Raw genomic sequence first — 19,689 nt, 5'->3', positions numbered from 1 at the left:
TATGTCGAAGGGGTGTTTTTCATGGATTCATATAGTAGTAGTGGCGTTTATTTGTATATTAAACGGCTGTGCAGGCACGAGTTCGCAAGAAGCAGCTCCTAGCGTCAATACACCAAAGTCACTTGAGGTAACAGAGCCAGACACACTGACTCGTTTTGGATTTAATCAAGGTTTAGAGAACGATTTGAATGATAAAAACCTCAGTCGTTTACAAAGTAAAATTGACGTCTTACTTATCGCTCAGCAATTACGCACGCTACAACCACAGCAGTTTTTAAATCCACTCATAACCGCTAAAACAGCTGCCGATATAAAACAACAACTCGTCTCAGGTATGCTCGAGCTGTCGAATACTTTTACTTGGCATTATTTGCATTCAGAGTTGATTGGCAGTGATAAAATTGCCGCTTATTATCGAATAGATAATGATGAGGGCTATAGTTATATTACTTTTTGGCTAAGCGCAGATAGCTATAAAATTTATGATTTTCATCCAGTTTCTTTTCATTTTTCTACTTTAAATTTTGTTGGTGAATTTACTCAACTCTTTACTAAATACAGTGATAGACAAGCACAACTAGCTGAGTTAATTCTCGCCTCGCAAAAAAATGAATGGGATACAGTCACCGCACTTTACCAAGCATTAGATGCCGATATTAAAGCTGAACCAGTGTTAAATGATTTTCTGTTGCGCAAATATAGTCAGATGAAGAATGATAGCCCTGAGTTCATGGCGGCTTTAATTAGAAGCTATGAACAACAGAATCTAAGTTCTTTATTATTTGAATCTTATTATATTCAACAAGATAACTTTACTCAGGCGATTAAAATGGTCGAAGGGCTACCTGAGTTTGCTCGACAAGATAGTAAAATGCTTAGTGAAATGGCTATTTTGTATGCCTACAACCAAGATTTTGAGCCAGCCGTGTTACACGGACGCCGTGCTATTTTTGCTGCGCCGAATGACAATGAAGCTTATTTCGTTTTACTTCAGGTGAGTTTATTGGCTAAAGACTATGATTTAAGTATTGAACTAATAGAGGTATTGATCAGCAAATTTGATTTCATTATGGGCCAAGATGTTATTGCTGAATTTGACGACAGCGCCAATTTTATGCGCTCGGATCAATACCAGCAATGGCTTAAAACACGCTCACTTAGTTAAGCCCCTGTTTAGATAATTCATCGTTTTACCTGAGTAGAGACTCTTCTAGACACTTTGGTTGTAAACTATAAACAAAAGGTGGCTGCGTTGCTGGGTAAATAAGGCCATAATCCTCGCGTTTTGATAAGAAGATAGGAATTAACATGACGGTAACTCGCATAGGTCACAAGTATTTTGACGCGCAAAGTGGTAAGACACTGGATGTCTGGTTTGCGCGTAGCAATCAAAAAATTGCCCGCAGTTGTTTAGCGCAAAAAGTAGGACTCATTCAAAGTGAATTTATTGAACTGAGTATTGAAATAGACCAAGCCCCAACATCTGCAGAAGACGCTTATTTACGTTTACATTTATTGTCTGAAGGTGCTGTTGTGCCTAACAGTATTAATCTTCAAGGCGTATTTGGCTTGCTAAATAATGTCGCGTGGACATCAGCGGGTCCGGTACTACCAGCGAAAATAGAAGAACTCAGGGCCTTAATCGCCAATGAGCATCATCATTTGTTAGTCAACTCAATTGATAAATTTCCGCGTATGGCCGACTACGTTATTCCTGAAGGTGTGCGTATTGGCGATGCTGATCGAGTGCGCTTAGGGGCGCATTTGGCACCAGGTACTACCGTAATGCATGAAGGTTTTGTTAACTTTAATGCCGGTACCTTAGGCAGCTCTATGGTTGAAGGTCGCATATCTCAAGGTGTTGTCGTCGGTGAAGGTTCTGATATTGGTGGCGGAGCCTCAACCATGGGCACTTTGTCAGGTGGCGGTAAAACCATTAACGCCATTGGTAAGGGCAGCATGTTGGGAGCCAATGCAGGTATTGGTATTTCATTAGGAGATGATTGCATTGTTGAAGCGGGTCTTTATATTACCGCAGGCACTAAGGTGCTCACCCCTGACGGTCAAATCGTAGCGGCGCGTTTACTTTCGGGCATGAACGGTCTGCTATTTAGACGCAATAGTCAAAGCGGTGCGGTTGAAGCCATTGTTGCCGACGCATCTAAATGGGGCGGGCTCAATGCCAGTCTACACAGCAATGACTAATTTAATACCATATTAGCATCCTAAAAAAGCCAGTCTTATTCTAGACTGGCTTTTTTGTATCAGGCAATACTGTATTTTTTAGCATGGTATATAACTTGCGTTTATTTCCTCAAACCACTTTTGCTTTGGAATTAATATGCAAGAATTATTAGACTCTTCAATGTCACCATGGGCAGTGACGCTGGCTCTAGTCAGTTTAAGCACTTTGATTATGTACCTCATCAAACGCATTACTATGGTGCAATTAAGTAAAAGCCGGTTTCTGGAAGGGCATTCCCTCACCAAAATAGTATTGATGGCAATGAGTAAGCCCTTGTCGATTATTATCCTGTTGCTTAATTTATTTTTGCTGGATTTACTGCTGAGCTATTATCAACTGACCAGCCTTAAAATTGAGCAATACTTTTCTATCACTACCAAGATAGCCATAATCTTGAGCTTGTTGATTTTTATTGAACGTTTTTGTTCAGGTGCAATTAATCACTTTGCTGAATCTTCTGAGGCGGTAAAAACCAGTAAAAGTATCGTTAAAGGCTTCACTAAAATACTAATTTTAGGCATTGGCGGTTTAGTAATACTGGGTACCTTAGGCATTTCCATTACCCCTATTATAGCCTCTTTAGGCATTACCTCACTGGCTGTAGCACTGGCCTTGCAACCGACCCTTGAAAATTTTTTCTCGGGTGTACAATTGGTCATCGATAAACCTATTAGAGTCGGAGATTACATAGAGTTAGACTCCGGTGAACAAGGATTTGTTGAAAAAATTGGGTGGCGCTCCACTTGGATTAAAATGCTGCCTAACAACGTGGTAATAATGCCCAACAGTAAATTGTCACAGTCAAAAATTATCAATTATTATTATCCAGAAAAAGAATTATCTGTGCCGGTGGATATAGGTGTGCACTATGACAGTGACCTAGAGCACGTTGAAAGTGTCACACTGGAGGTAGCGAAACAAATCTTAGTCTCGCACAAATGGGGGGTTGATGCTTATGAGCCCTTTGTGGTTTACCATACATTTGATAATTCCAGTATCAATTTCACCGTAATGCTCAGAGCAGAAGAATACTTTAATCGTTTTTTTATAAAATCTGCATTTATAAAAGCCCTGCACAAACGTTATGCCCAAGAAGGAATAGTTATTCCCTATCCTATTCGTGCGATTAATACGTCGCAGGAAGCCCCCCGTTTCACTACGATGAAAGTCGAAACACAACAGTAATATATTGGAGTAGAACACCCTGGCGTTTAATAACCTTAGCCCAGTTGATGTTTGTATACTGACCGCAAACTTAAGGCGTTTAGCGCCAAAACAAAAAAGACGCCGAAGCGTCTTTTTTCATCTTTAAATTACCTATAACTAATCTAAATATTTGGCTAAAAATTTATCTATTGCAGTAAAAGCTTCTGTGCGGTTTTTGGGATTGTCAATGTAATGTGTACCATCTTCTAATATCAGTAAGGTGCTTTTCTTCTTATTTTTCTTTAGTGCCTCATGCATCAATTTACTTTGGTTATAGTTCACTACCTGATCATTCTCACCATGAATGAGCAAAACTGGCGATTTAAATGCAGCAATATGATTTATCGCACTGTTCATTGCTAAATCGGCTTTTTCTGCGCTGTTTTCAATGTCTCCAATACGAACTTTACTATCAACTTTCAAGCCGTCATAAAAATCGTCTAATTCGATCATCGCGACAAGATCTGAAATACCAGCAATACTCACAATACATTTGAAGGCATCTGGTTTCTGAAATCCTGCGGTCAAGGCAACATAACCGCCGTAACTGGCTCCAACCATGCACATGTTATTGGTATCAGCCAATTCCATCGATTTCACCCAATCAATAGTTTCATATACATCGGTTTGCATTAATTTACCCCATTGCTTACGGCCTGATATTTCATAGTTATTGCCATAACCTTTCGAGCCTCTAAAGTTTACCTGCAATACCGCATAGCCCTGACGAGCCAACATCTGCGTCCAATAATCAAAGTCCATGGTATCTCGAGCTCCGGGCCCACCATGAGGTAAAACTATAAGAGGAGAATCTTTGCCCTTAGTTCCTTGAGTAAAATAACCATAAAGTTCAAAATTGTCTTTGGTGGTAAAACTAAAAGGTAGTTTACTTGGCAGTGATTGATTTTCTAAACTTGCGTTATGAGACAACCAGAAGCTAGCTTGTTTACTTTCTAGATCAACCAGAAAAAATTTGGTCGGACTATTTGCTGAAAGTGCCGCTACGATTAAGCGATTTTTATCTTTACTGCTGCTGGTTATATAGGTTTTATAAGTAGGAAATGTTTGAGCGATCATCGCTTGTCGATTTTTTAACTCCTCATCAAAGTACTCAATGCGATAAAAATCATCTGTATAACCTACGCCGACAAAACGTCCATCTCGAGTGATTGCACTATCTACATCATATTTGTCTTGTTGGTAGACGATTTTGCCAAACTCGCGTTTTTCAAGATCAAATTCACGCACTACGTTTTTATATACTTCAAAGTCAGTCATAACGTAAAGGGTCTTTTTGTCGTCAGATAAAGCAATAGGGTTGATATAAAAATCTTTGAATGAGCGATAACTGTATATTTTTTCCCAATCATCCGTTTCAATATTCGGTCTAAAATAGATATCAGTGGTTAGCTCTTGTTTTTTGCCGTCATAGTCCCGTTTGAGGCCAATTAATACCTCGCCCTTACTATTGGACACCCATGAACCAATCTCGTGAACTGCTGAAACCACTTTTTCGAACGAGCTATCGTATATATTGAATTTGAACACAGCGGGGCTTTCATCCCGACCAGTGTAGGTTTGAACCAAAACATTATCATTGTCATCAGGTAAAATATTTCGAAGGCTGATGCTTGAAAATAGATCGGCTTGCTCATGTCTAAATATCTTATTGAGCTGCAACTGTTTTAGATCTGAACCGTCACTGTTGACAGCGAATAAACGTCCAATACGAATCCTTTTGCCAAATTGAAGTTTTGGATAAGTAGCATAAATTAAGATGCGCTCATTATTGGCCCACTCAGCCCATTCAATTCTGTCACTGTCTTTACGTAGTTTTATAACCGGTGAAATTTCTACTGAACCGTATTTTGCTACGACAACGGTTTCCGAACCATCAATGGTGCTTAAAGCGAGTATTCGCTGCCCGTCAGGCGAAAGTTCTGGTTGGGTAATTGCTGGCAATGCAGCAAAATTTTCTATTGGAATTAATTTTTTTGAACTGGCAAAAACATTTAATGAGAGAATGCTCAGTAATATTAGTAGCGTTAAGTTTGACATAAGTCCCTTTATTACTTGATTTATTATTTTAATTTTTACAGCGTTTGGGGCTGCATTTTTTTGATGTTACTAAAAACAACAGCGACAAACCATAAAAATTAACATCAAAAATGAAAATAATCAGTGCTTATTTTTTACCTTACTTTTATCAGATAATTCAATTTAATGAGCGGACGTTGTGATTTTTTTGTGGTAAGTATTGCTACCAAGTACACAATAAATACTGAATTGTTGCACCAAGTACCTTTAAAAATGAATTTTACCGCGGAGTTTGCGTCTCACTTTCATCAACAAAAGTGGTTAACCATTGGATTTAAGGGTTGGATTGCATGATATTAATCGTACTGCCGATATCAGTTGCATAATTGGATGGCAGGAAATTAAGAAAATTTAACGCAGTTGCCGCAACCTGAGACAAGTAATATTGCCCTGCGATGCTTAGCTCGCCCAATGGTTTTATATCAGGTCCCATGGCTGCCAACCATATTTGATCAGAGCCAATAATGCCTTGTGATTCTGCATCTGTGGTTGCGGATTTTTTCATCACCTTGTGACTAGAATGATGCTGCCACATTTGTGCCGTATTACCACGCCCATGATCAACAGTAATGATTAAGTTAGTATTATTGTGGTAGCTTTTTATAGACTGCAATTGCTGCCATAACAGAGCGATAAACTGATCATCGCGGTGGGCACCTCTAATATATTCAGCATAGTGACCTTGATGGGCATAATCGTCAGTCTCGCCAAGGGCGATGTAAATAACCTTGGGGTGGTGAGTGTCAATATACTCGCTGGCGAAGCCGACAGTAAATGCGTCGAACCTCACATTGTGCCAAGGACTGGGTATCTGTTGCTGCAAGGTATTTAGCCACTGAGCTTTTGCCGATAAATTGGGCCACACTGCAGATTCAAAACCGGCATTGACCATGACACCACTGCGTTGTTGATTAATGATCGCTGGAAATACATCCCAGCTACCAAAGGCAGCAACCTTATTCTGATATCCACTCTGTTGATTAAGCCACTCAAGAAAGGTGATGTTTGTATTAGGGACATTGTCATTGGAGGTAATTTTGGGGTCCGGCTTACCCGTTAATAGTTCATTGTAACCCGGATAAGAAAACCACATATCGTTACTTACATTCATCTTAGAACCAAGGGTTCGATTACCGATAATAAGACCTTTTTTAACCAGCTCTTGCCATAAAAACGGCATCAGTTTTTGCCTTTTCAAGGCCTCAGTATCTGCTGAAAAGTCTTTTTTTAAACCTTGTTGCTGCTCATTACTTTGCAGTTCTACGATACTTGAATCTATACCTTGAAATACTTCTTGCCAACGCAAGCCATCGATACTGATGATAAGTAAATTTTCGGCTGCATGTACTTTAGCAGACAACATTATTGATAATGCTAAACAAGCCAAAATGACTGATTTCATCTTATTTCTCCATAAAAAAGGGCGAGCAGAAGCTCGCCCAACCAGGGAACATCCAATCAACCAAAGTCAATTACATGCTAAACACAACTTTTAAAATTTAAACATTAGGTTCATTGCAGCTGTTCTTGGTGCCCCAATCCATGCGCCCCAACCACCCGCAATTCCACCTAAATAACTTTTATCAAACAGATTATTCAGCGTAAACCGCAACTCTAATGCTTGAATACCAGCAACAGGACTTTCCACCGCCACGCCAGCGTATAAATCACTTATCACATAAGCATCAGCTACTTGGGTATTACTTGCATCAATAAAACGCTCATCAACCCACTTAGTTGAAAGACCGGCAAAACGTGATTCTTTGCTCCAATCAAGCGATACCACTGCCATATTTTGCGGTGAACCGAAAACCGTATTACCTGCGGGGAAACTGAGTTCTGTGGTGCTGCCATCAGGTAAAATAATGCTGCTATCGGCATACGTCGCCTTGTTGTGAGTATAAGAAGCGTACACTTGCCAATCTTCCGTTACGCTGAGGGTGATAGAAGCTTCAATACCGTTAGATTCAACTCCACCTACGTTAAGATAATTGCCATTTTCACCTGACAAATAATCCACACCAGAGGCTGAACCAGGTGCGATAAAGGTTAAACGGTTATCAAATTTAATATCATAGTAGGTTAAGCTCATACTCAAATCTTGCGACACATAACGCAGACCTAAATCAATATTGTCTGCGGTCTCAGGATTCACATTAGTAAATTTAGTTGGGTCGGCTTCTAATACCCCATCTTTGATGGCAGCAAAATTTTGCGCATAGCCAGCAAACAGCTCCAAGCCATCAATAGGCATAGGAACGACGATACCAGCTGAGAATAACAAGTCTGAATCCGAATTGACCTTTAAGTCTTCATCAACAGCAAAGTTATCATTACGCTCTAAGTCTACATAAAACTGTTTCGCACCAAAACGTACGTTAGCCCAGCCCATATCTAACTCATTTTCAAGGTAGGCCATTACAGTTTGTACTGGAAAAGAACGATCGTATTGAATCCAGTAAGGCGTATGGTCGAATTCATAGCCTACTTCAGAATCGATGATTTTTTGCCAACTACGCGTTTCATCCCGTTGATAATTTTCGTACCAAAGACCGCCGCGTAAGGTGTTTTCCATGTCACCTATTTGACTGAATAAAGCAAAATCTGCATTAAAACCAATTCGCTCTTTTTTATAATTGGTAGTGCGGTATGAACTTACCGGAATAGCGCTGGATATATAACAAGCTGAGTCATATTCCTTACCTGCGCCACCATAGGGAAAAGTAATTGAACTGCTGCAATTCGGGTTTGGAGCAAGTGAATTGCCGTTGGCATCAACAAAAAAAAGTGTGCCCAAAGCGGAGCCGCCTAGAACGGTATTACCCGATAGCAACTCTGAATGTCCAACATCAGCGCCGTCCGCTTTTACATCAACAATATAGGGTGGAACCCAATCACCACGTCCTTCATTTTTGTGGTAATAAACGTTACCTGATAATTGTAAATTGTCGTATTTGTAATCTGCACTGACGTAAGCAAACAGGTTTTCCCTTAAAGTAGACCAACCGCGACGATATAGCTGATCAACATAAGGTACGCCGGTCCAGTCTGATGTTAGTCTGTCCCATTCAGGATTTTGTGCAAATTCAGCCAGAGTAATACGTTGATAGTTATCTTCATGGGTATCATCCCAAGATATATATGCTTTTACTTCAACATTACCAATCAAGCTAACAACTTTACCCGCCAAGTGGTCACGTTTATTTTCCGCAGCTTGATCAATCCAATCACTATTCTGGCTGCTTGAAGCACTAAGCCAGGCGTAAGTATCTTTGGCAATTTCACCGGTTTCATAACGTACGAAGTATTTTTGCGCTTGAAAATTACCCAGCGATAAACTCACCACCATGTTTTCATCTGTATCAGGTGTTTTAGTAGTGAAATTAAGTGTGCCTCCTAAGGCTTCGTTCGAACGCGAAGCAATATCACCGGTCCCTTGAGATACTTCAACCAAACCTAAATTTTCGGTATCAATATAACGATTAGCCTTTGCGCCACCGCCATAATTAGAGTTTCCGTTAGCAATACCATCTATGGTAATGCCGATTTGTTGCTCATCTAAGCTTAACTGAAAACCACGAATTGAAACGGTAGTTGACCAGTCATCTGAACCAAAGGTATCGCCCTCATTAACCAATACACCGGGTAAATTATCGATAACCGCTAAGGCACTGGTCAAAGCGCTTTGTTGTTTGAGCATTTCATTTGAAGTTTGGTTATTAGCGTAAGACACGCTTTTGCCAACAACTGTGATAGATTCCATTGCATCGGCAGTTTCAGTGGTTTCTTCTGCCATTGCTGCCTGAGAGAGACTAAGGGTTCCACATGCCAACGTTATTGCCAGCGTAAGTTTTGAGAGTTTAGATGTGCGCACAAGTGTTTTCCTGACTGTTATTTTAATGCGCCATAATGTGGAGTTTTTGTATGACAGTTAGATAGAAATTTGATGACGCTTACTTGATACTTTTGCGACACTTTTAATATTGTGATTAAATTTGGTACGGTAGTGGCCAAAAGTCAGTCAAAATAAGTGTTCATGTACTGACAATGATTAGCCAAATAAGTCAACAAGAGGCCGCGAATTGGGGAGATCATGTTGAGAGCAAATCTATATTATATGAAAGTTGTCGATCGAGTACTGTATGTAAAATTTAGCGGTATTTGGACAAAATCGAATGTCAAAGCGATTTTTGCTGATTGCCAAAGGCAGGTGTCAACCATAAAACATCAACCTTGGGCTGCTTATATCGACGTTCGCGATTGGATAATGCCTTCTATGGAAGCCATGGATGATTTGCAACAAATCTACGATTGGTGTTTAGCCAATAATCAAACCCACGAAGCGACAATATGCCGTTTTGATATGCAAAAAAACATAATTGGCGATGTCTCAAATTATGGTGCAGATTTTCAGTTGTATACCCAAGAACCAGCCGAAGCGTGTCGTTGGCTTGAGCAAAAGGGCTTTACAATCTCCTTACCCGATGAGTTTAAATAACGCTAAAACCCTAAAGTGGCAGACAGTTACTGGCTTTTCATCTAGTCAAAATTTATATGGCCATGGCTTAGTCTAATGATTATTCATCACCCTGTAATATTTACCTGTCTGGCGAATATTTTACTTATTAATTCTTAAAACTCAGTTTAAAACACCAGCCAAAAACGCTTATCACATTGATTAAATTAAGGAAAACAACCTTGGCTTAAGTTTTGCTCGTGTACTCAAGAGAAAATGTAATGACGCAATTTACTCTCGATATATTGAGTTACCCCCCTCATTTCGTTTTTATCTTTCAAACAATCGATTAAAGGAGTTTTATCATGGCTAGCACAACAGCAAATTCAAGTACTAAATCCTCTGCCAACAGCCCGTCACCCTTGACTGAAAAAACCACTGAAGCCTTGCACAAAGCGGTTGATTCATTGGCTGAAAAAGCTGCGGGCCAAGAAGAGAAGCTACGTGACTCTGCGACACATTCAGCTGAAGCAATTGCTAAACAACAAAAAGAACTGCAAGACAAGTGGCAGAATTCTAAAGTACGGTCTTATGCCAGTGAAAACCCCGTTGCCGCTGCTGGCATCGCCTTTGCGGCCGGTGTTTTAGTGTCAACTCTGTTGCGTCGTTCTTAAACCTGATGTCAGGTGAACAAAATCAGCAGACATCGACTGAGGAGGAGTTAGCCTTACGCGCTCAAATTGAGCGCACGGTTGACTCCGTGGGCGGTTTAATCGCTGTCTACCAACAACGGTTTAAGTCTCAATATAACTTAGCCCAAAAAGAGTGGGTACTGTCTAAGCAATCTGCTGCATTAATTTTGCTATTGACCTTAATCCTGTCTGCCATGATATCGACCCTTTGGTTAATTACTAACGGCGTAATAGGCTCTCTATTATACAAAGTAGGCTGCCCTCTATGGGGACTAGGTAGTATTTTACTGCTATTTAATGTTGGGATAATTATTGGCTTATGGCAAACCATTAAAACGTTAATACAGAAAATTGGATTTTCACGTTTAATTAGCAGTTTTAGCGATTAGTCATCAATTAATATAAGGATAAACCTATGTTAGCAGAGTATTTAGTTGCTAAGTATAGCCAAGAAGTTGAGCAACAAGAGCAACAAATAGCCCTTGATAAAAGCGTGTGTCAGCTACAAAAAATCACAGCAAAAAAGGAATTTAGCCACCTCATAGCAAGACCGGATACCTTAGCTCTGTTGGTTTTAGGTGGCTTGGTGAAAGGTGGGTTAAGCAACTCAACAGACAGCAAAACAGGCGCAGTTTTGTCTTTCCTTAGCCGCTTCTTACGCCCATCATCCTTTGGAATTTAACCAAGCAACTAGGGCAAATATTCAACTATTATTGAACGCTCGCCCTCATCCTAACAATGGTCTATATGACTGCTAGTTTCCTATTCTTCGAGTTCGATAAAGTAAGTTCCCCAACCGTCATAGTGAACTTTGTGTTTATTGGCAATGACCAATAACTTTTCAGTATCTTGATTGATTAATTCAATCTCTAACATGCGTTCAACCACGGCATCAAAACAAAACACTTCGCCACCATCATCTAATTCAAGCTCTTCAGCATCACCGACTTCAAAACCTGCTTTAAATGCATCTACAGCCGCTTTTTCTAAGGCTTCGAAATTAGAGCTGGCGAAGTGGTATTCAATAGTATGGGCCTGACTATGGTCGCTCCCATCTTCAATTAATGCTTCTATAGTTTCTTGATTGAATTCACGCCATTCTTGCAATTCAGTACTCATATTAATTCCTGTCGATGTGTCATTGGGTAAGTTGATATTGGGCTCATTAGCGTTGCGCCAATTCAACATCTAAATTTTCTATTTGTGTCGCCATCTGTTTATGAAAATAGTCATTCCACCCTTTAGTACTTAGGCTCGCGTCCATTAACTGCGGTTCACTCACGTCAATTAGCAAGGTGCCATTGTTCCAACGGTTTAGCTTTATCTTATTATGCAAATTACTGGCAGCGATCGTCACAACCGGGGTATTGGCTACTTTGGCGAGGCGAAACGCCCCCGATTTAAATGGTAATAGTCCTCTACCATAACTGCGGGTACCTTCTGGAAAAAACCACACAGAGAGATTCCTATTTTGGATTTTGTGCGCTGCACTTTGCAAGGTATCTTGAGCCTTACCAGAATTTTTACGATCGATCATAATATTGCCCGACAACCAATATACTTGTCCAAAAATCGGGATCCATTTAAGACTTTTTTTGCCTACAGTCACCGTGCCCTCTTGTGCTGCGGCACATATAGTCAATAAATCATAGCTATTCTGATGATTCGCGATAAACACAAATGGTCCACCTTGCTTAATCTTTTCGGGGACGCGCAATTCTAATTTGAGCCCCAGAAAAAAAGAAACACTGCTATAGAGTTTACCCGCTAAATGAACATTATTGCGGTGAAACGGACGCAGCAAACAAACTACGATCAATACAAAATTGATGAGTAAAAAATAAAAAAATATGACAAAGATGCGGGCTAGGGCTAACACAAATTATCCGAAAGAATAGTATATGACTGCAGTATACCGACTTTTAATGCTGGCCTAAACACCTTGAACTTATTGTTTTTACTTTGATTGAAACAAGTTATCAGGATAACGTTGCACTAATTTGTGAATTATTGTGCAAATTGGCCGATAATCTTTAAATTAAGCACTGCTCGATATTTTTTGACTCAAAAAGGCTACTAGTAATGAAAATATTTCAACATGAAGATTTGGATGAAGATATTCTGACGGATTTGCTGGAAGAAATTAATGAGCTTTATGAAGCCAGTGAGCAAACGCTCATTGAGCTTGAACTAAAACCACACGACAATGAGCTACAACGAGCTTTATTTCGTTCTATCCACACTATAAAAGGTGATTTGGGTTTAGTGAGCTTTACCCCTTTAATTCCGCTATTACAGCATGTTGAAGATTTATTAGATTTTTTACGTAAAGGTCAAATCGAGTACACCAGTAATATGAGTGATTTGGTCTTGCTGACCATGGATAGAGTTAAAATTTTTGTACAAAGCAGTATTAATGATGGTAAAGCTGAATATGACGACGCGTTATTTTCTAAACTTGTTACGCAAATCATGCGCATCACACCTGAAAATTCCACACAGCACGAAAAACTATTAGCAGAAGCTGTTTTACTCTTAGACCCCAGTTTAGATTTACATCTAGGCGAAGACAATTCAACGGCGGGTGACACCACAGCTAATGCGCCCATCAGTTTGGCAACTACAGGCATACCCAAATCTATTAGCAATGAAAAACGCACTGATATCGTGTTTTTCCGTGAACTGATGAAGCCCATCGAAAAACGCTCAATGTATTGGGAAGGTCGCGGTGACCGCATTGCTAAATTAGCCGCCTACATTAATAAGATAGCTGGCTCGCCGATTGATGAAGATCAGCTTGCTGTTGCTTGCTACATGCATGATTTTGGCATGGCATTTATGCCCATTCATCTTTTGCATAAACAAGGCACCTTAGGGGATCAAGAGTTCAATTTAATGCGTTCACACGTCTATAAAAGCGCCCGTTTGCTTGAGTATTTAAACCAATGGAACGAAGCTCGTAAAATCGTAATGCAACACCATGAGCGGATAGATGGCTCAGGTTATCCATTGGGTCTCAAAGAACAAGATATTTGTGATGGCGCTATGCTATTGGGCATACTTGATACCTTTGATGCCATCACACATGCTCGTGCCCATGAGGGTCACTTGCAAAGACCTAAGAAAAAAGCAGTGATTGAGATTAATCGGATTGCCAAAGGCCAATTTAGTACTAAATGGATGCAAGCCTTTAACTCAGGTATGGCGGCCTTACTGACGAAATAAACAAAAAGTTAGTAACAAGTTAAGTGAAGGTAATCTAATATCATAGTTAGAACTACTTTAGGATTTGATTTACCTTTTGAAAATATTTCTATTGAGCGCTATCGGAGTCTGGCTATTTGCAAGCAGCGCCTGGGCAATTAGTCACAGTGTTGATGATAAAAAGATGACTATTTCCTATGTTGTTTACCCTCAGGCAGAGGGTTATGTAGCTTTGATTAAAGACATTTACACTGAGCTTGGGTTCAAAGTTACTATGCTATCAACCCCATCGACTCGGGGACTAATATTGCTTAACGAGGGAGAGGTTGATGCAGATGTAGTGCGTGTGAGACGCACAATAGAACAGTATCCCAATGCCGTTTTAGTTGAGCCTGCACTAAAAATTGGCAAGCTGGTACTACTATGTAGAAAAGACGTGACATGTGAAGCAAGCGTCTTACACTCAAAAAATGAGGTATTGCTCTCTAGTGATGCATTTGAACCTTATCTAACCGAATTAAAGGTGAGCGCTAGAATAGTGAAGCCCCAAGGTACGGTAAATGCAATAGATATGTTAAAGGCTAAAAGAGCAGACTATGCTTTTTTCTTAATAGACGGACAAATAGATTTTGCTCAAGAATTCAACATGGTAGATATCCAAGAAATATCCGTATTTCATGTCATTCACAAAAAACACGCTGCTATACTGCCCTTAATTCAACAAAAAATAATAGAAAAATTACCTGGGTTTAACGCACAATTCGAAAAAAACAGTTTAAGCAAACAATAAAAAAGTGACCTAGGTCACTTTTTTACTTTTCTTTGTCTGGCTATCTAATGATGCTATTCATATTGTTTTAAATTAAGCTCTTTTAATTTGCGTGTTAAGGTATTTCTGCCCCAACCTAGACGCTTTGCCGCTTCTTGTTTATGTCCGTGAGTATAGTGAAGAGCTCGCTCAAGTAAAATACGTTCAAAATTGAGCACCGCTTCATCTAATATATTACTTTGTCCCGATTGAAGTTGCACATCGGCCCAATTTGACAGTAAAGACTGCCAATCATTACCTTTGGATGATTGCTCAGAAACAATAGGTTGCTGATGAATTTCAGGGGGTAAATCATGAGGTAGAACCTCTTGACCACTGGCCATAACAGTTAACCAACGACACATATTCTCCAGCTGACGTACGTTTCCTGGCCAAGGTAACTGCGACAGTATTTTCTTAGTTTCCTTACTGAGAGATTTGGTTTCTACGGCCAATTCAGCAGCTGCTTTTTGTAAAAAATGCATGGCAAGGATTGGAATATCTTCTCGCCTTTCACTTAATTTTGGAATGTGAATACGGATCACGTTAAGACGATGATATAAATCTTCTCGAAATTTCCCCTCTGCCACACGCTGCTCTAAGTTTTGATGAGTTGCTGCAATAATTCTGACATCGACCGAAACAGGATTATGACCCCCTACTCGATAAAACTGACCGTCTGCCAAGACTCGCAATAGACGGGTTTGCACACCGACAGGCATGTCGCCAATTTCATCTAAAAATAAAGTACCGCCATTAGCTTGTTCAAACCGCCCTTGCCGCGCATTTTGCGCCCCTGTAAAGGCGCCTTTTTCATGGCCAAATAATTCTGACTCAATCAAATCGGCCGGTATCGCTGCCATATTTAACGCAACAAATGTCTGTTTCGCCCTAGGACTATGACGATGCAATGCTTGGGCAACTAACTCTTTACCAGTACCTGATTGACCGTTGATCAGTACGCTGATACTCGAGCGCGACAAACGACCAACCGCTCTAAAAACCTCTTGCATGGCCGGTGCTTCACCAATAATTTCGGTGGCTTTAATCAACTCTGGAGATTGGTGCTGTTTACTTTGTTCTCTAGCATGAGTTAACGCACGGCGCACCAAACCAACGGCTTCATCGATATCAAAGGGTTTGGGCAAATATTCGAAGGCACCACTTTGATAGGCATTCACTGCACTATCGAGATCAGAGTGAGCAGTCATGATAATTACAGGAATATTAGGATAAAGTTTATGTACTTCACCTAATAAGGTCATACCATCCATTTGTGGCATTCGAATATCCGATACTATTACCTCAGGCGCTTGCCCTGTTTCTAATTGCAGTAACAAATCTTGTGGATTCTCGAAACTCACACAACCAAGATTGGCAGTTTGTAGAGCTTTTTGTAGCACCCAACGAATTGAACTATCGTCATCCACTATCCATACGGGTTCTGAACTCATTTATCTGCTTCCTTTTTATCAATGGGTAAATATAGGGTAAATTCTGTGTGTCCTGGCCAACTATCGACTTCAATTTTACCACGATGATGCCCAATCAAGGTTTGTGAAATCGATAAGCCCAGTCCCGTTCCGTCTTTTTTGCTGGTTACCATCGGGTAAAAAAGCGTATCTTTTAATTCAGTGGGTATACCGGGTCCATTATCAATAATTTGGATCTTCAAACATAAAGGAAACGTGGTGCCGTGAATAATGACATGACGTTCGATCCGCGTGATTAAGGTAATTTGTGATTCTTCATAGTTACTGTTTTCGGTAAGCACTTGCACACTATTTCTAACAATGTTTAGCGCAGCTTGCTGCAGCATATCTTGATCGATAAATAGGTCAGGTATACTCGGGTCGTAGTCTCTTACAATTTTGATGTTGTGACTCAAATCTAGGCTCACTAGGGTGCAAATTTTCTCTAGCACTTGGTGAATGTTTTGCCACTTGAAATTAGGTCTAATATTCGGCCCTAATAGACGGTCAACAAGGTTACTTAGGCGATCTGATTGCTCAATAATGACGGCAGTAAATTCTTTTTGCTCTTCGCTGATTAGTTGTCTTTCTAATAACTGAGCAGCGCCACGAATGCCGCCAAGAGGGTTTTTAATTTCATGGGCCAACCCACGCACCAATTCTCTTGCAGCCTGCTGTTGCGCCCACTGGTGAGTTTCTTGACTTATTCTTTTTTGTTGCTGAACTAAGCGAATTTCAAGCAATATTTGATTGCTTTGCTCTTCGACCATATTGGTAACGGATACATCTGCTAATATATGACGACCGTCAGTAAAGGAGATTTGTACTTCACCATCTGAATAAGCTTCGCCGTGCTGCATGCTTTGATTAAATCGATTTAAATCTAAGCTGCTATGAGCAATGTATTGAAAAATAGAACAACCAACTAACAAATTGAAGCCGCGATCAAATACAGACTGAGCGGCATGGTTGGCGTATTGGATTTGCAACTTGTCGTTCAACAACAACACAGCCGTTGATAGATTATCTAATAAATTGTCCAAGTTTGGAAATTCTGACATAAACTCAATTTCATCGAGCACCATAGCGGTGCAATAAGGTTATACCTTGCCGATACTTTTGTACTAATTATATAATTTATAGCTAATTAGCATTAATAAGTGCCGAGGCTTTGTGCAAATAGAAGCTCTGCTTTCCTGATGATGCAAAGATCTTGCCTGAGTTGTCACGTAATTGAACTTCGATGAAATGTTCACCTCTTTCAACATTATTAAGCTTGATTTGAGTTTTACCTTTTGTATTGACCACCTGATTATCAACTAATAAATATGACTTTCCGACATAATCTGGAGTGATTTCAAAGTTTATATTTACTTCACCATTATTATTTCTGATTGTTTCTTGAGGCCGAGGAGACAGCACCGTAATTTGGTATTGCGTGGTAGGCTGCTTAATCTCTGAAATATCCTGCCCAGTGGTCATAGGATCAGCTAATTTAGGAATTATCACGTTATTACTTAGCACCATATTGACTGGCACAGAATCACGGCTCGGTACATCGCTGTATACCACTGTTCCATCAGCTTGAACTGTTTTATATATGGTATTTGCAAGCAATGGAGCGGTCACTATCAATGATAACAAGGCAATTAACTGGAATGCATTTTTCATGATTAACTCAATTCTACGCAGTTTTGGATATCAGTAACTAACAGTGTAACCGCAAAACAGGCAAAAAAAAGCCCGCATTTGCGGGCTTGTTATTTATTTATATATCTATTAGCAGCTGTAATACATATCGAATTCGACTGGGTGAGTCGTAGTATTAAGCTTTTGTACTTCTTTGCGCTTTAATTCGATGTAGGCATCGATCATATCGTCAGACATAACACCGCCTGCAGTTAAGAAGTCTCGATCGTTGTCCAATGCATCCAAAGCCATTTCTAGAGAGGTACAAACTTGTGGAATCTCTGCTGCTTCTTCAGCAGGCAAGTCGTACAAATCTTTGTCCATCGCATCACCAGGGTGAATTTTGTTTTTGATACCGTCAAGACCAGCCATTAACAATGCAACAAATGCTAAGTATGGGTTAGCTGAAGGGTCAGGGAAACGCACTTCGATACGGCGTGCTCTTTCACTCGTTACATAAGGAATACGAATAGAAGCTGAACGGTTACGCGCTGAGTAAGCTAGCATAACAGGGGCTTCAAAGTGCGGTACTAAACGCTTGTATGAGTTGGTGCCAGGGTTTGTAAAAGCATTGATGGCCTTAGCATGTTTAATAGTACCACCAATATAGAACAAGGCCTCTTCAGACAAACCAGCGTATTTATCGCCAGCGAATACGTTTTTACCATTTTTACTGATTGATTGGTGAACGTGCATACCAGAACCATTATCACCAACTATAGGCTTAGGCATAAAGGTAGCCGTTAAGCCATATGCATGAGCAACGTTATGTACGACGTACTTGTAAATTTGTACTTCATCGGCTTTTTTAACCATAGTATTGAACAAACAGGCAATTTCATTTTGCCCAGCTGTCGCAACTTCGTGGTGATGAGCTTCAACAGTTAAACCCATTTCTTCCATAACTAAACACATTGCTGCGCGAATGTCATGGGCTGAATCGACTGGAGGAACTGGGAAATAACCGCCTTTAACGCCTGGACGGTGACCCATATTGCCATCTTCATACTCAGTACCTGAATTCCATTTAGCTTCAACTGCATCGATTTTGTACATAGAACCAGACATGTCAGTATGGAAACGAATGTCATTGAACATGAAAAATTCTGGCTCTGGCCCCATTAATACTTTGTCGCCGATACCAGTAGAAATCAGGTATTGCTCTGCACGCTGAGCAATAGAACGCGGGTCACGGTCGTACCCTTGCATGGTGTGAGGCTCAAGGATAGTACAACGAATGTTGACCTGAGTTTCTTCTGCGAAAGGATCGACAACAGCAGTATCACCATCAGGCATTAACACCATGTCTGATTCTTGAATGCCTTTCCAACCGGCAATTGAAGAGCCGTCAAACATTTTACCATCTTCAAAAAAGCTATCGGTAACTTGATGGGCAGGGATTGAAACGTGTTGTTCTTTACCAATGGTATCGGTAAAGCGTAAATCAACGAATTTAGCTTCGCTTGATTTGATTAGGTCTATGGCCTTTTGTGCTGACATGGTGTCCTCCGGATTAGTATATACGAATAAGTCACTAACTTAATATTAAGCTATGGAGATAGTGAAGCTATTATCATGCCACATAGCCAACAGAAAGGAATGCCCATAATTACGGTTTTTCTGCATCATTTTGTAGAAACATAAAAATCACAAGGCACCACAAAAAGGCAATTACGCACCAAAGAAGGGCAAAAACAGCTTTACTGCACCATTTGACCCCCATTGCAATTTTATATGACCACCCAATAAAGTTAATTTTTAACAAACATTATTTGTCATTCGCTATATGGATGATAAGCCTGTACAATCCGCGCCCAGTA

General features: G+C 40.2%; 18 protein-coding genes. 9 read left to right on the top strand and 9 right to left on the bottom strand.

Features of this window, described 5'->3' with window-relative positions; all coding sequences use genetic code 11:
• Position 1 precedes the first annotated feature (1 nt).
• The 3 genes from ABKW31_RS01120 (at position 2) to ABKW31_RS01110 (ending at position 3,430) form a co-directional block, all read left to right on the top strand.
• Positions 2-1,165, top strand: a complete 1,164-nt coding sequence (locus tag ABKW31_RS01120) for a hypothetical protein (protein ID WP_348614292.1) — start codon at positions 2-4, stop codon at positions 1,163-1,165.
• A 143-nt stretch (positions 1,166-1,308) separates the two neighbouring features.
• Positions 1,309-2,205: a DapH/DapD/GlmU-related protein gene (locus tag ABKW31_RS01115; RefSeq protein WP_348614291.1), complete on the top strand. Its 897-nt coding sequence runs from the start codon at positions 1,309-1,311 to the stop codon at positions 2,203-2,205.
• 136 nt (positions 2,206-2,341) lie between these two features.
• Positions 2,342-3,430, top strand: a complete 1,089-nt coding sequence (locus tag ABKW31_RS01110) for a mechanosensitive ion channel family protein (RefSeq protein WP_348614290.1) — start codon at positions 2,342-2,344, stop codon at positions 3,428-3,430.
• 138 nt (positions 3,431-3,568) lie between these two features.
• Here ABKW31_RS01110 and ABKW31_RS01105 read toward each other — a convergent pair whose 3' ends face one another.
• The 3 genes from ABKW31_RS01105 to ABKW31_RS01095 all read right to left on the bottom strand — a co-directional run bounded on the left by ABKW31_RS01105 (position 3,569) and on the right by ABKW31_RS01095 (position 9,422).
• Positions 3,569-5,509: an alpha/beta fold hydrolase gene (locus ABKW31_RS01105; RefSeq protein ID WP_348614289.1), complete on the bottom strand. Its 1,941-nt coding sequence runs from the start codon at positions 5,507-5,509 to the stop codon at positions 3,569-3,571.
• A gap of 313 nt (positions 5,510-5,822) precedes the next feature.
• Positions 5,823-6,950: an alkaline phosphatase family protein gene (locus tag ABKW31_RS01100; protein ID WP_348614287.1), complete on the bottom strand. Its 1,128-nt coding sequence runs from the start codon at positions 6,948-6,950 to the stop codon at positions 5,823-5,825.
• 90 nt (positions 6,951-7,040) lie between these two features.
• Entirely contained in the window at positions 7,041-9,422 is a 2,382-nt protein-coding gene (locus tag ABKW31_RS01095; protein WP_348614285.1) for a TonB-dependent receptor, read from the bottom strand.
• Positions 9,423-9,641: 219 nt separating this feature from the next.
• Between ABKW31_RS01095 and ABKW31_RS01090 the strand changes: the two genes are divergently transcribed.
• From ABKW31_RS01090 to ABKW31_RS01075, 4 genes are all read left to right on the top strand, one after another.
• Positions 9,642-10,046 (top strand): hypothetical protein, encoded by a 405-nt coding sequence (locus ABKW31_RS01090; protein WP_348614283.1) that lies wholly within the window; start codon positions 9,642-9,644, stop codon positions 10,044-10,046.
• A gap of 323 nt (positions 10,047-10,369) precedes the next feature.
• Positions 10,370-10,678, top strand: coding sequence for a DUF883 domain-containing protein (locus ABKW31_RS01085; RefSeq protein WP_348614282.1), 309 nt, complete (start codon positions 10,370-10,372; stop codon positions 10,676-10,678).
• 5 nt (positions 10,679-10,683) lie between these two features.
• Complete coding sequence (locus tag ABKW31_RS01080; RefSeq protein ID WP_348614281.1) at positions 10,684-11,085, top strand: hypothetical protein; 402 nt, start codon at positions 10,684-10,686, stop codon at positions 11,083-11,085.
• 26 nt (positions 11,086-11,111) lie between these two features.
• Complete coding sequence (locus ABKW31_RS01075; RefSeq protein WP_348614279.1) at positions 11,112-11,378, top strand: hypothetical protein; 267 nt, start codon at positions 11,112-11,114, stop codon at positions 11,376-11,378.
• A gap of 80 nt (positions 11,379-11,458) precedes the next feature.
• On the opposite strand, the gene rraB is transcribed toward ABKW31_RS01075, so the two are convergent.
• Together rraB and ABKW31_RS01065 are read right to left on the bottom strand one after the other, a co-directional pair.
• On the bottom strand, positions 11,459-11,815 hold the full coding sequence (gene rraB / locus ABKW31_RS01070; protein WP_348614277.1) for a ribonuclease E inhibitor RraB: 357 nt from the start codon (positions 11,813-11,815) through the stop codon (positions 11,459-11,461).
• Positions 11,816-11,861: 46 nt separating this feature from the next.
• Entirely contained in the window at positions 11,862-12,575 is a 714-nt protein-coding gene (locus ABKW31_RS01065) for a 1-acylglycerol-3-phosphate O-acyltransferase (RefSeq protein ID WP_348614276.1), read from the bottom strand.
• Positions 12,576-12,778: 203 nt separating this feature from the next.
• On the opposite strand from ABKW31_RS01065, the gene ABKW31_RS01060 reads away from it, so the two are divergent.
• Both ABKW31_RS01060 and ABKW31_RS01055 read left to right on the top strand, forming a co-directional pair.
• Entirely contained in the window at positions 12,779-13,921 is a 1,143-nt protein-coding gene (locus ABKW31_RS01060) for an HD domain-containing phosphohydrolase (protein ID WP_348614275.1), read from the top strand.
• Positions 13,922-13,997: 76 nt separating this feature from the next.
• On the top strand, positions 13,998-14,690 hold the full coding sequence (locus ABKW31_RS01055) for a hypothetical protein (protein WP_348614274.1): 693 nt from the start codon (positions 13,998-14,000) through the stop codon (positions 14,688-14,690).
• A 53-nt stretch (positions 14,691-14,743) separates the two neighbouring features.
• On the opposite strand, the gene glnG is transcribed toward ABKW31_RS01055, so the two are convergent.
• The 4 genes from glnG to glnA form a co-directional block, all read right to left on the bottom strand.
• Positions 14,744-16,162: a nitrogen regulation protein NR(I) gene (gene glnG / locus ABKW31_RS01050; protein ID WP_348614273.1), complete on the bottom strand. Its 1,419-nt coding sequence runs from the start codon at positions 16,160-16,162 to the stop codon at positions 14,744-14,746.
• A complete protein-coding gene (gene glnL / locus ABKW31_RS01045) occupies positions 16,159-17,241 on the bottom strand; it encodes a nitrogen regulation protein NR(II) (protein ID WP_348614272.1) in 1,083 nt (360 codons plus the stop codon). The genes glnG and glnL overlap by 4 nt, the downstream gene beginning before the upstream one ends.
• An 82-nt stretch (positions 17,242-17,323) precedes the next feature.
• The gene (locus ABKW31_RS01040; protein WP_348614270.1) at positions 17,324-17,851 is read right to left on the bottom strand and encodes a DUF4124 domain-containing protein; all 528 of its coding nucleotides are present in this window, start codon (positions 17,849-17,851) and stop codon (positions 17,324-17,326) included.
• 108 nt (positions 17,852-17,959) lie between these two features.
• A complete protein-coding gene (gene glnA, locus ABKW31_RS01035) occupies positions 17,960-19,369 on the bottom strand; it encodes a glutamate--ammonia ligase (RefSeq protein ID WP_348614268.1) in 1,410 nt (469 codons plus the stop codon).
• Positions 19,370-19,689: the final 320 nt, after the last annotated feature.

The organism is Paraglaciecola sp. 25GB23A, assembly GCF_040012495.1.
GTDB lineage: Bacteria > Pseudomonadota > Gammaproteobacteria > Enterobacterales > Alteromonadaceae > Paraglaciecola.
This window is presented reverse-complemented; position numbering and strand designations above follow the sequence as displayed.

What these genes read in the sequence shown, in the direction of transcription:
- ABKW31_RS01110 (WP_348614290.1), top strand. Translation starts at nt 2,342, where the DNA reads ATGCAAGAATTATTAGACTCTTCAATGTCACCATGGGCAGTGACGCTG.
- ABKW31_RS01105 (WP_348614289.1), bottom strand. Translation starts at nt 5,509, where the DNA reads ATGTCAAACTTAACGCTACTAATATTACTGAGCATTCTCTCATTAAAT.
- ABKW31_RS01075 (WP_348614279.1), top strand. Translation starts at nt 11,112, where the DNA reads ATGTTAGCAGAGTATTTAGTTGCTAAGTATAGCCAAGAAGTTGAGCAA.
- ABKW31_RS01060 (WP_348614275.1), top strand. Translation starts at nt 12,779, where the DNA reads ATGAAAATATTTCAACATGAAGATTTGGATGAAGATATTCTGACGGAT.
- glnA (WP_348614268.1), bottom strand. Translation starts at nt 19,369, where the DNA reads ATGTCAGCACAAAAGGCCATAGACCTAATCAAATCAAGCGAAGCTAAA.
- ABKW31_RS01120 (WP_348614292.1), top strand. Translation starts at nt 2, where the DNA reads ATGTCGAAGGGGTGTTTTTCATGGATTCATATAGTAGTAGTGGCGTTT.
- ABKW31_RS01090 (WP_348614283.1), top strand. Translation starts at nt 9,642, where the DNA reads ATGTTGAGAGCAAATCTATATTATATGAAAGTTGTCGATCGAGTACTG.
- ABKW31_RS01100 (WP_348614287.1), bottom strand. Translation starts at nt 6,950, where the DNA reads ATGAAATCAGTCATTTTGGCTTGTTTAGCATTATCAATAATGTTGTCT.
- glnL (WP_348614272.1), bottom strand. Translation starts at nt 17,241, where the DNA reads ATGTCAGAATTTCCAAACTTGGACAATTTATTAGATAATCTATCAACG.
- ABKW31_RS01085 (WP_348614282.1), top strand. Translation starts at nt 10,370, where the DNA reads ATGGCTAGCACAACAGCAAATTCAAGTACTAAATCCTCTGCCAACAGC.
- ABKW31_RS01080 (WP_348614281.1), top strand. Translation starts at nt 10,684, where the DNA reads ATGTCAGGTGAACAAAATCAGCAGACATCGACTGAGGAGGAGTTAGCC.
- ABKW31_RS01115 (WP_348614291.1), top strand. Translation starts at nt 1,309, where the DNA reads ATGACGGTAACTCGCATAGGTCACAAGTATTTTGACGCGCAAAGTGGT.
- rraB (WP_348614277.1), bottom strand. Translation starts at nt 11,815, where the DNA reads ATGAGTACTGAATTGCAAGAATGGCGTGAATTCAATCAAGAAACTATA.
- glnG (WP_348614273.1), bottom strand. Translation starts at nt 16,162, where the DNA reads ATGAGTTCAGAACCCGTATGGATAGTGGATGACGATAGTTCAATTCGT.
- ABKW31_RS01040 (WP_348614270.1), bottom strand. Translation starts at nt 17,851, where the DNA reads ATGAAAAATGCATTCCAGTTAATTGCCTTGTTATCATTGATAGTGACC.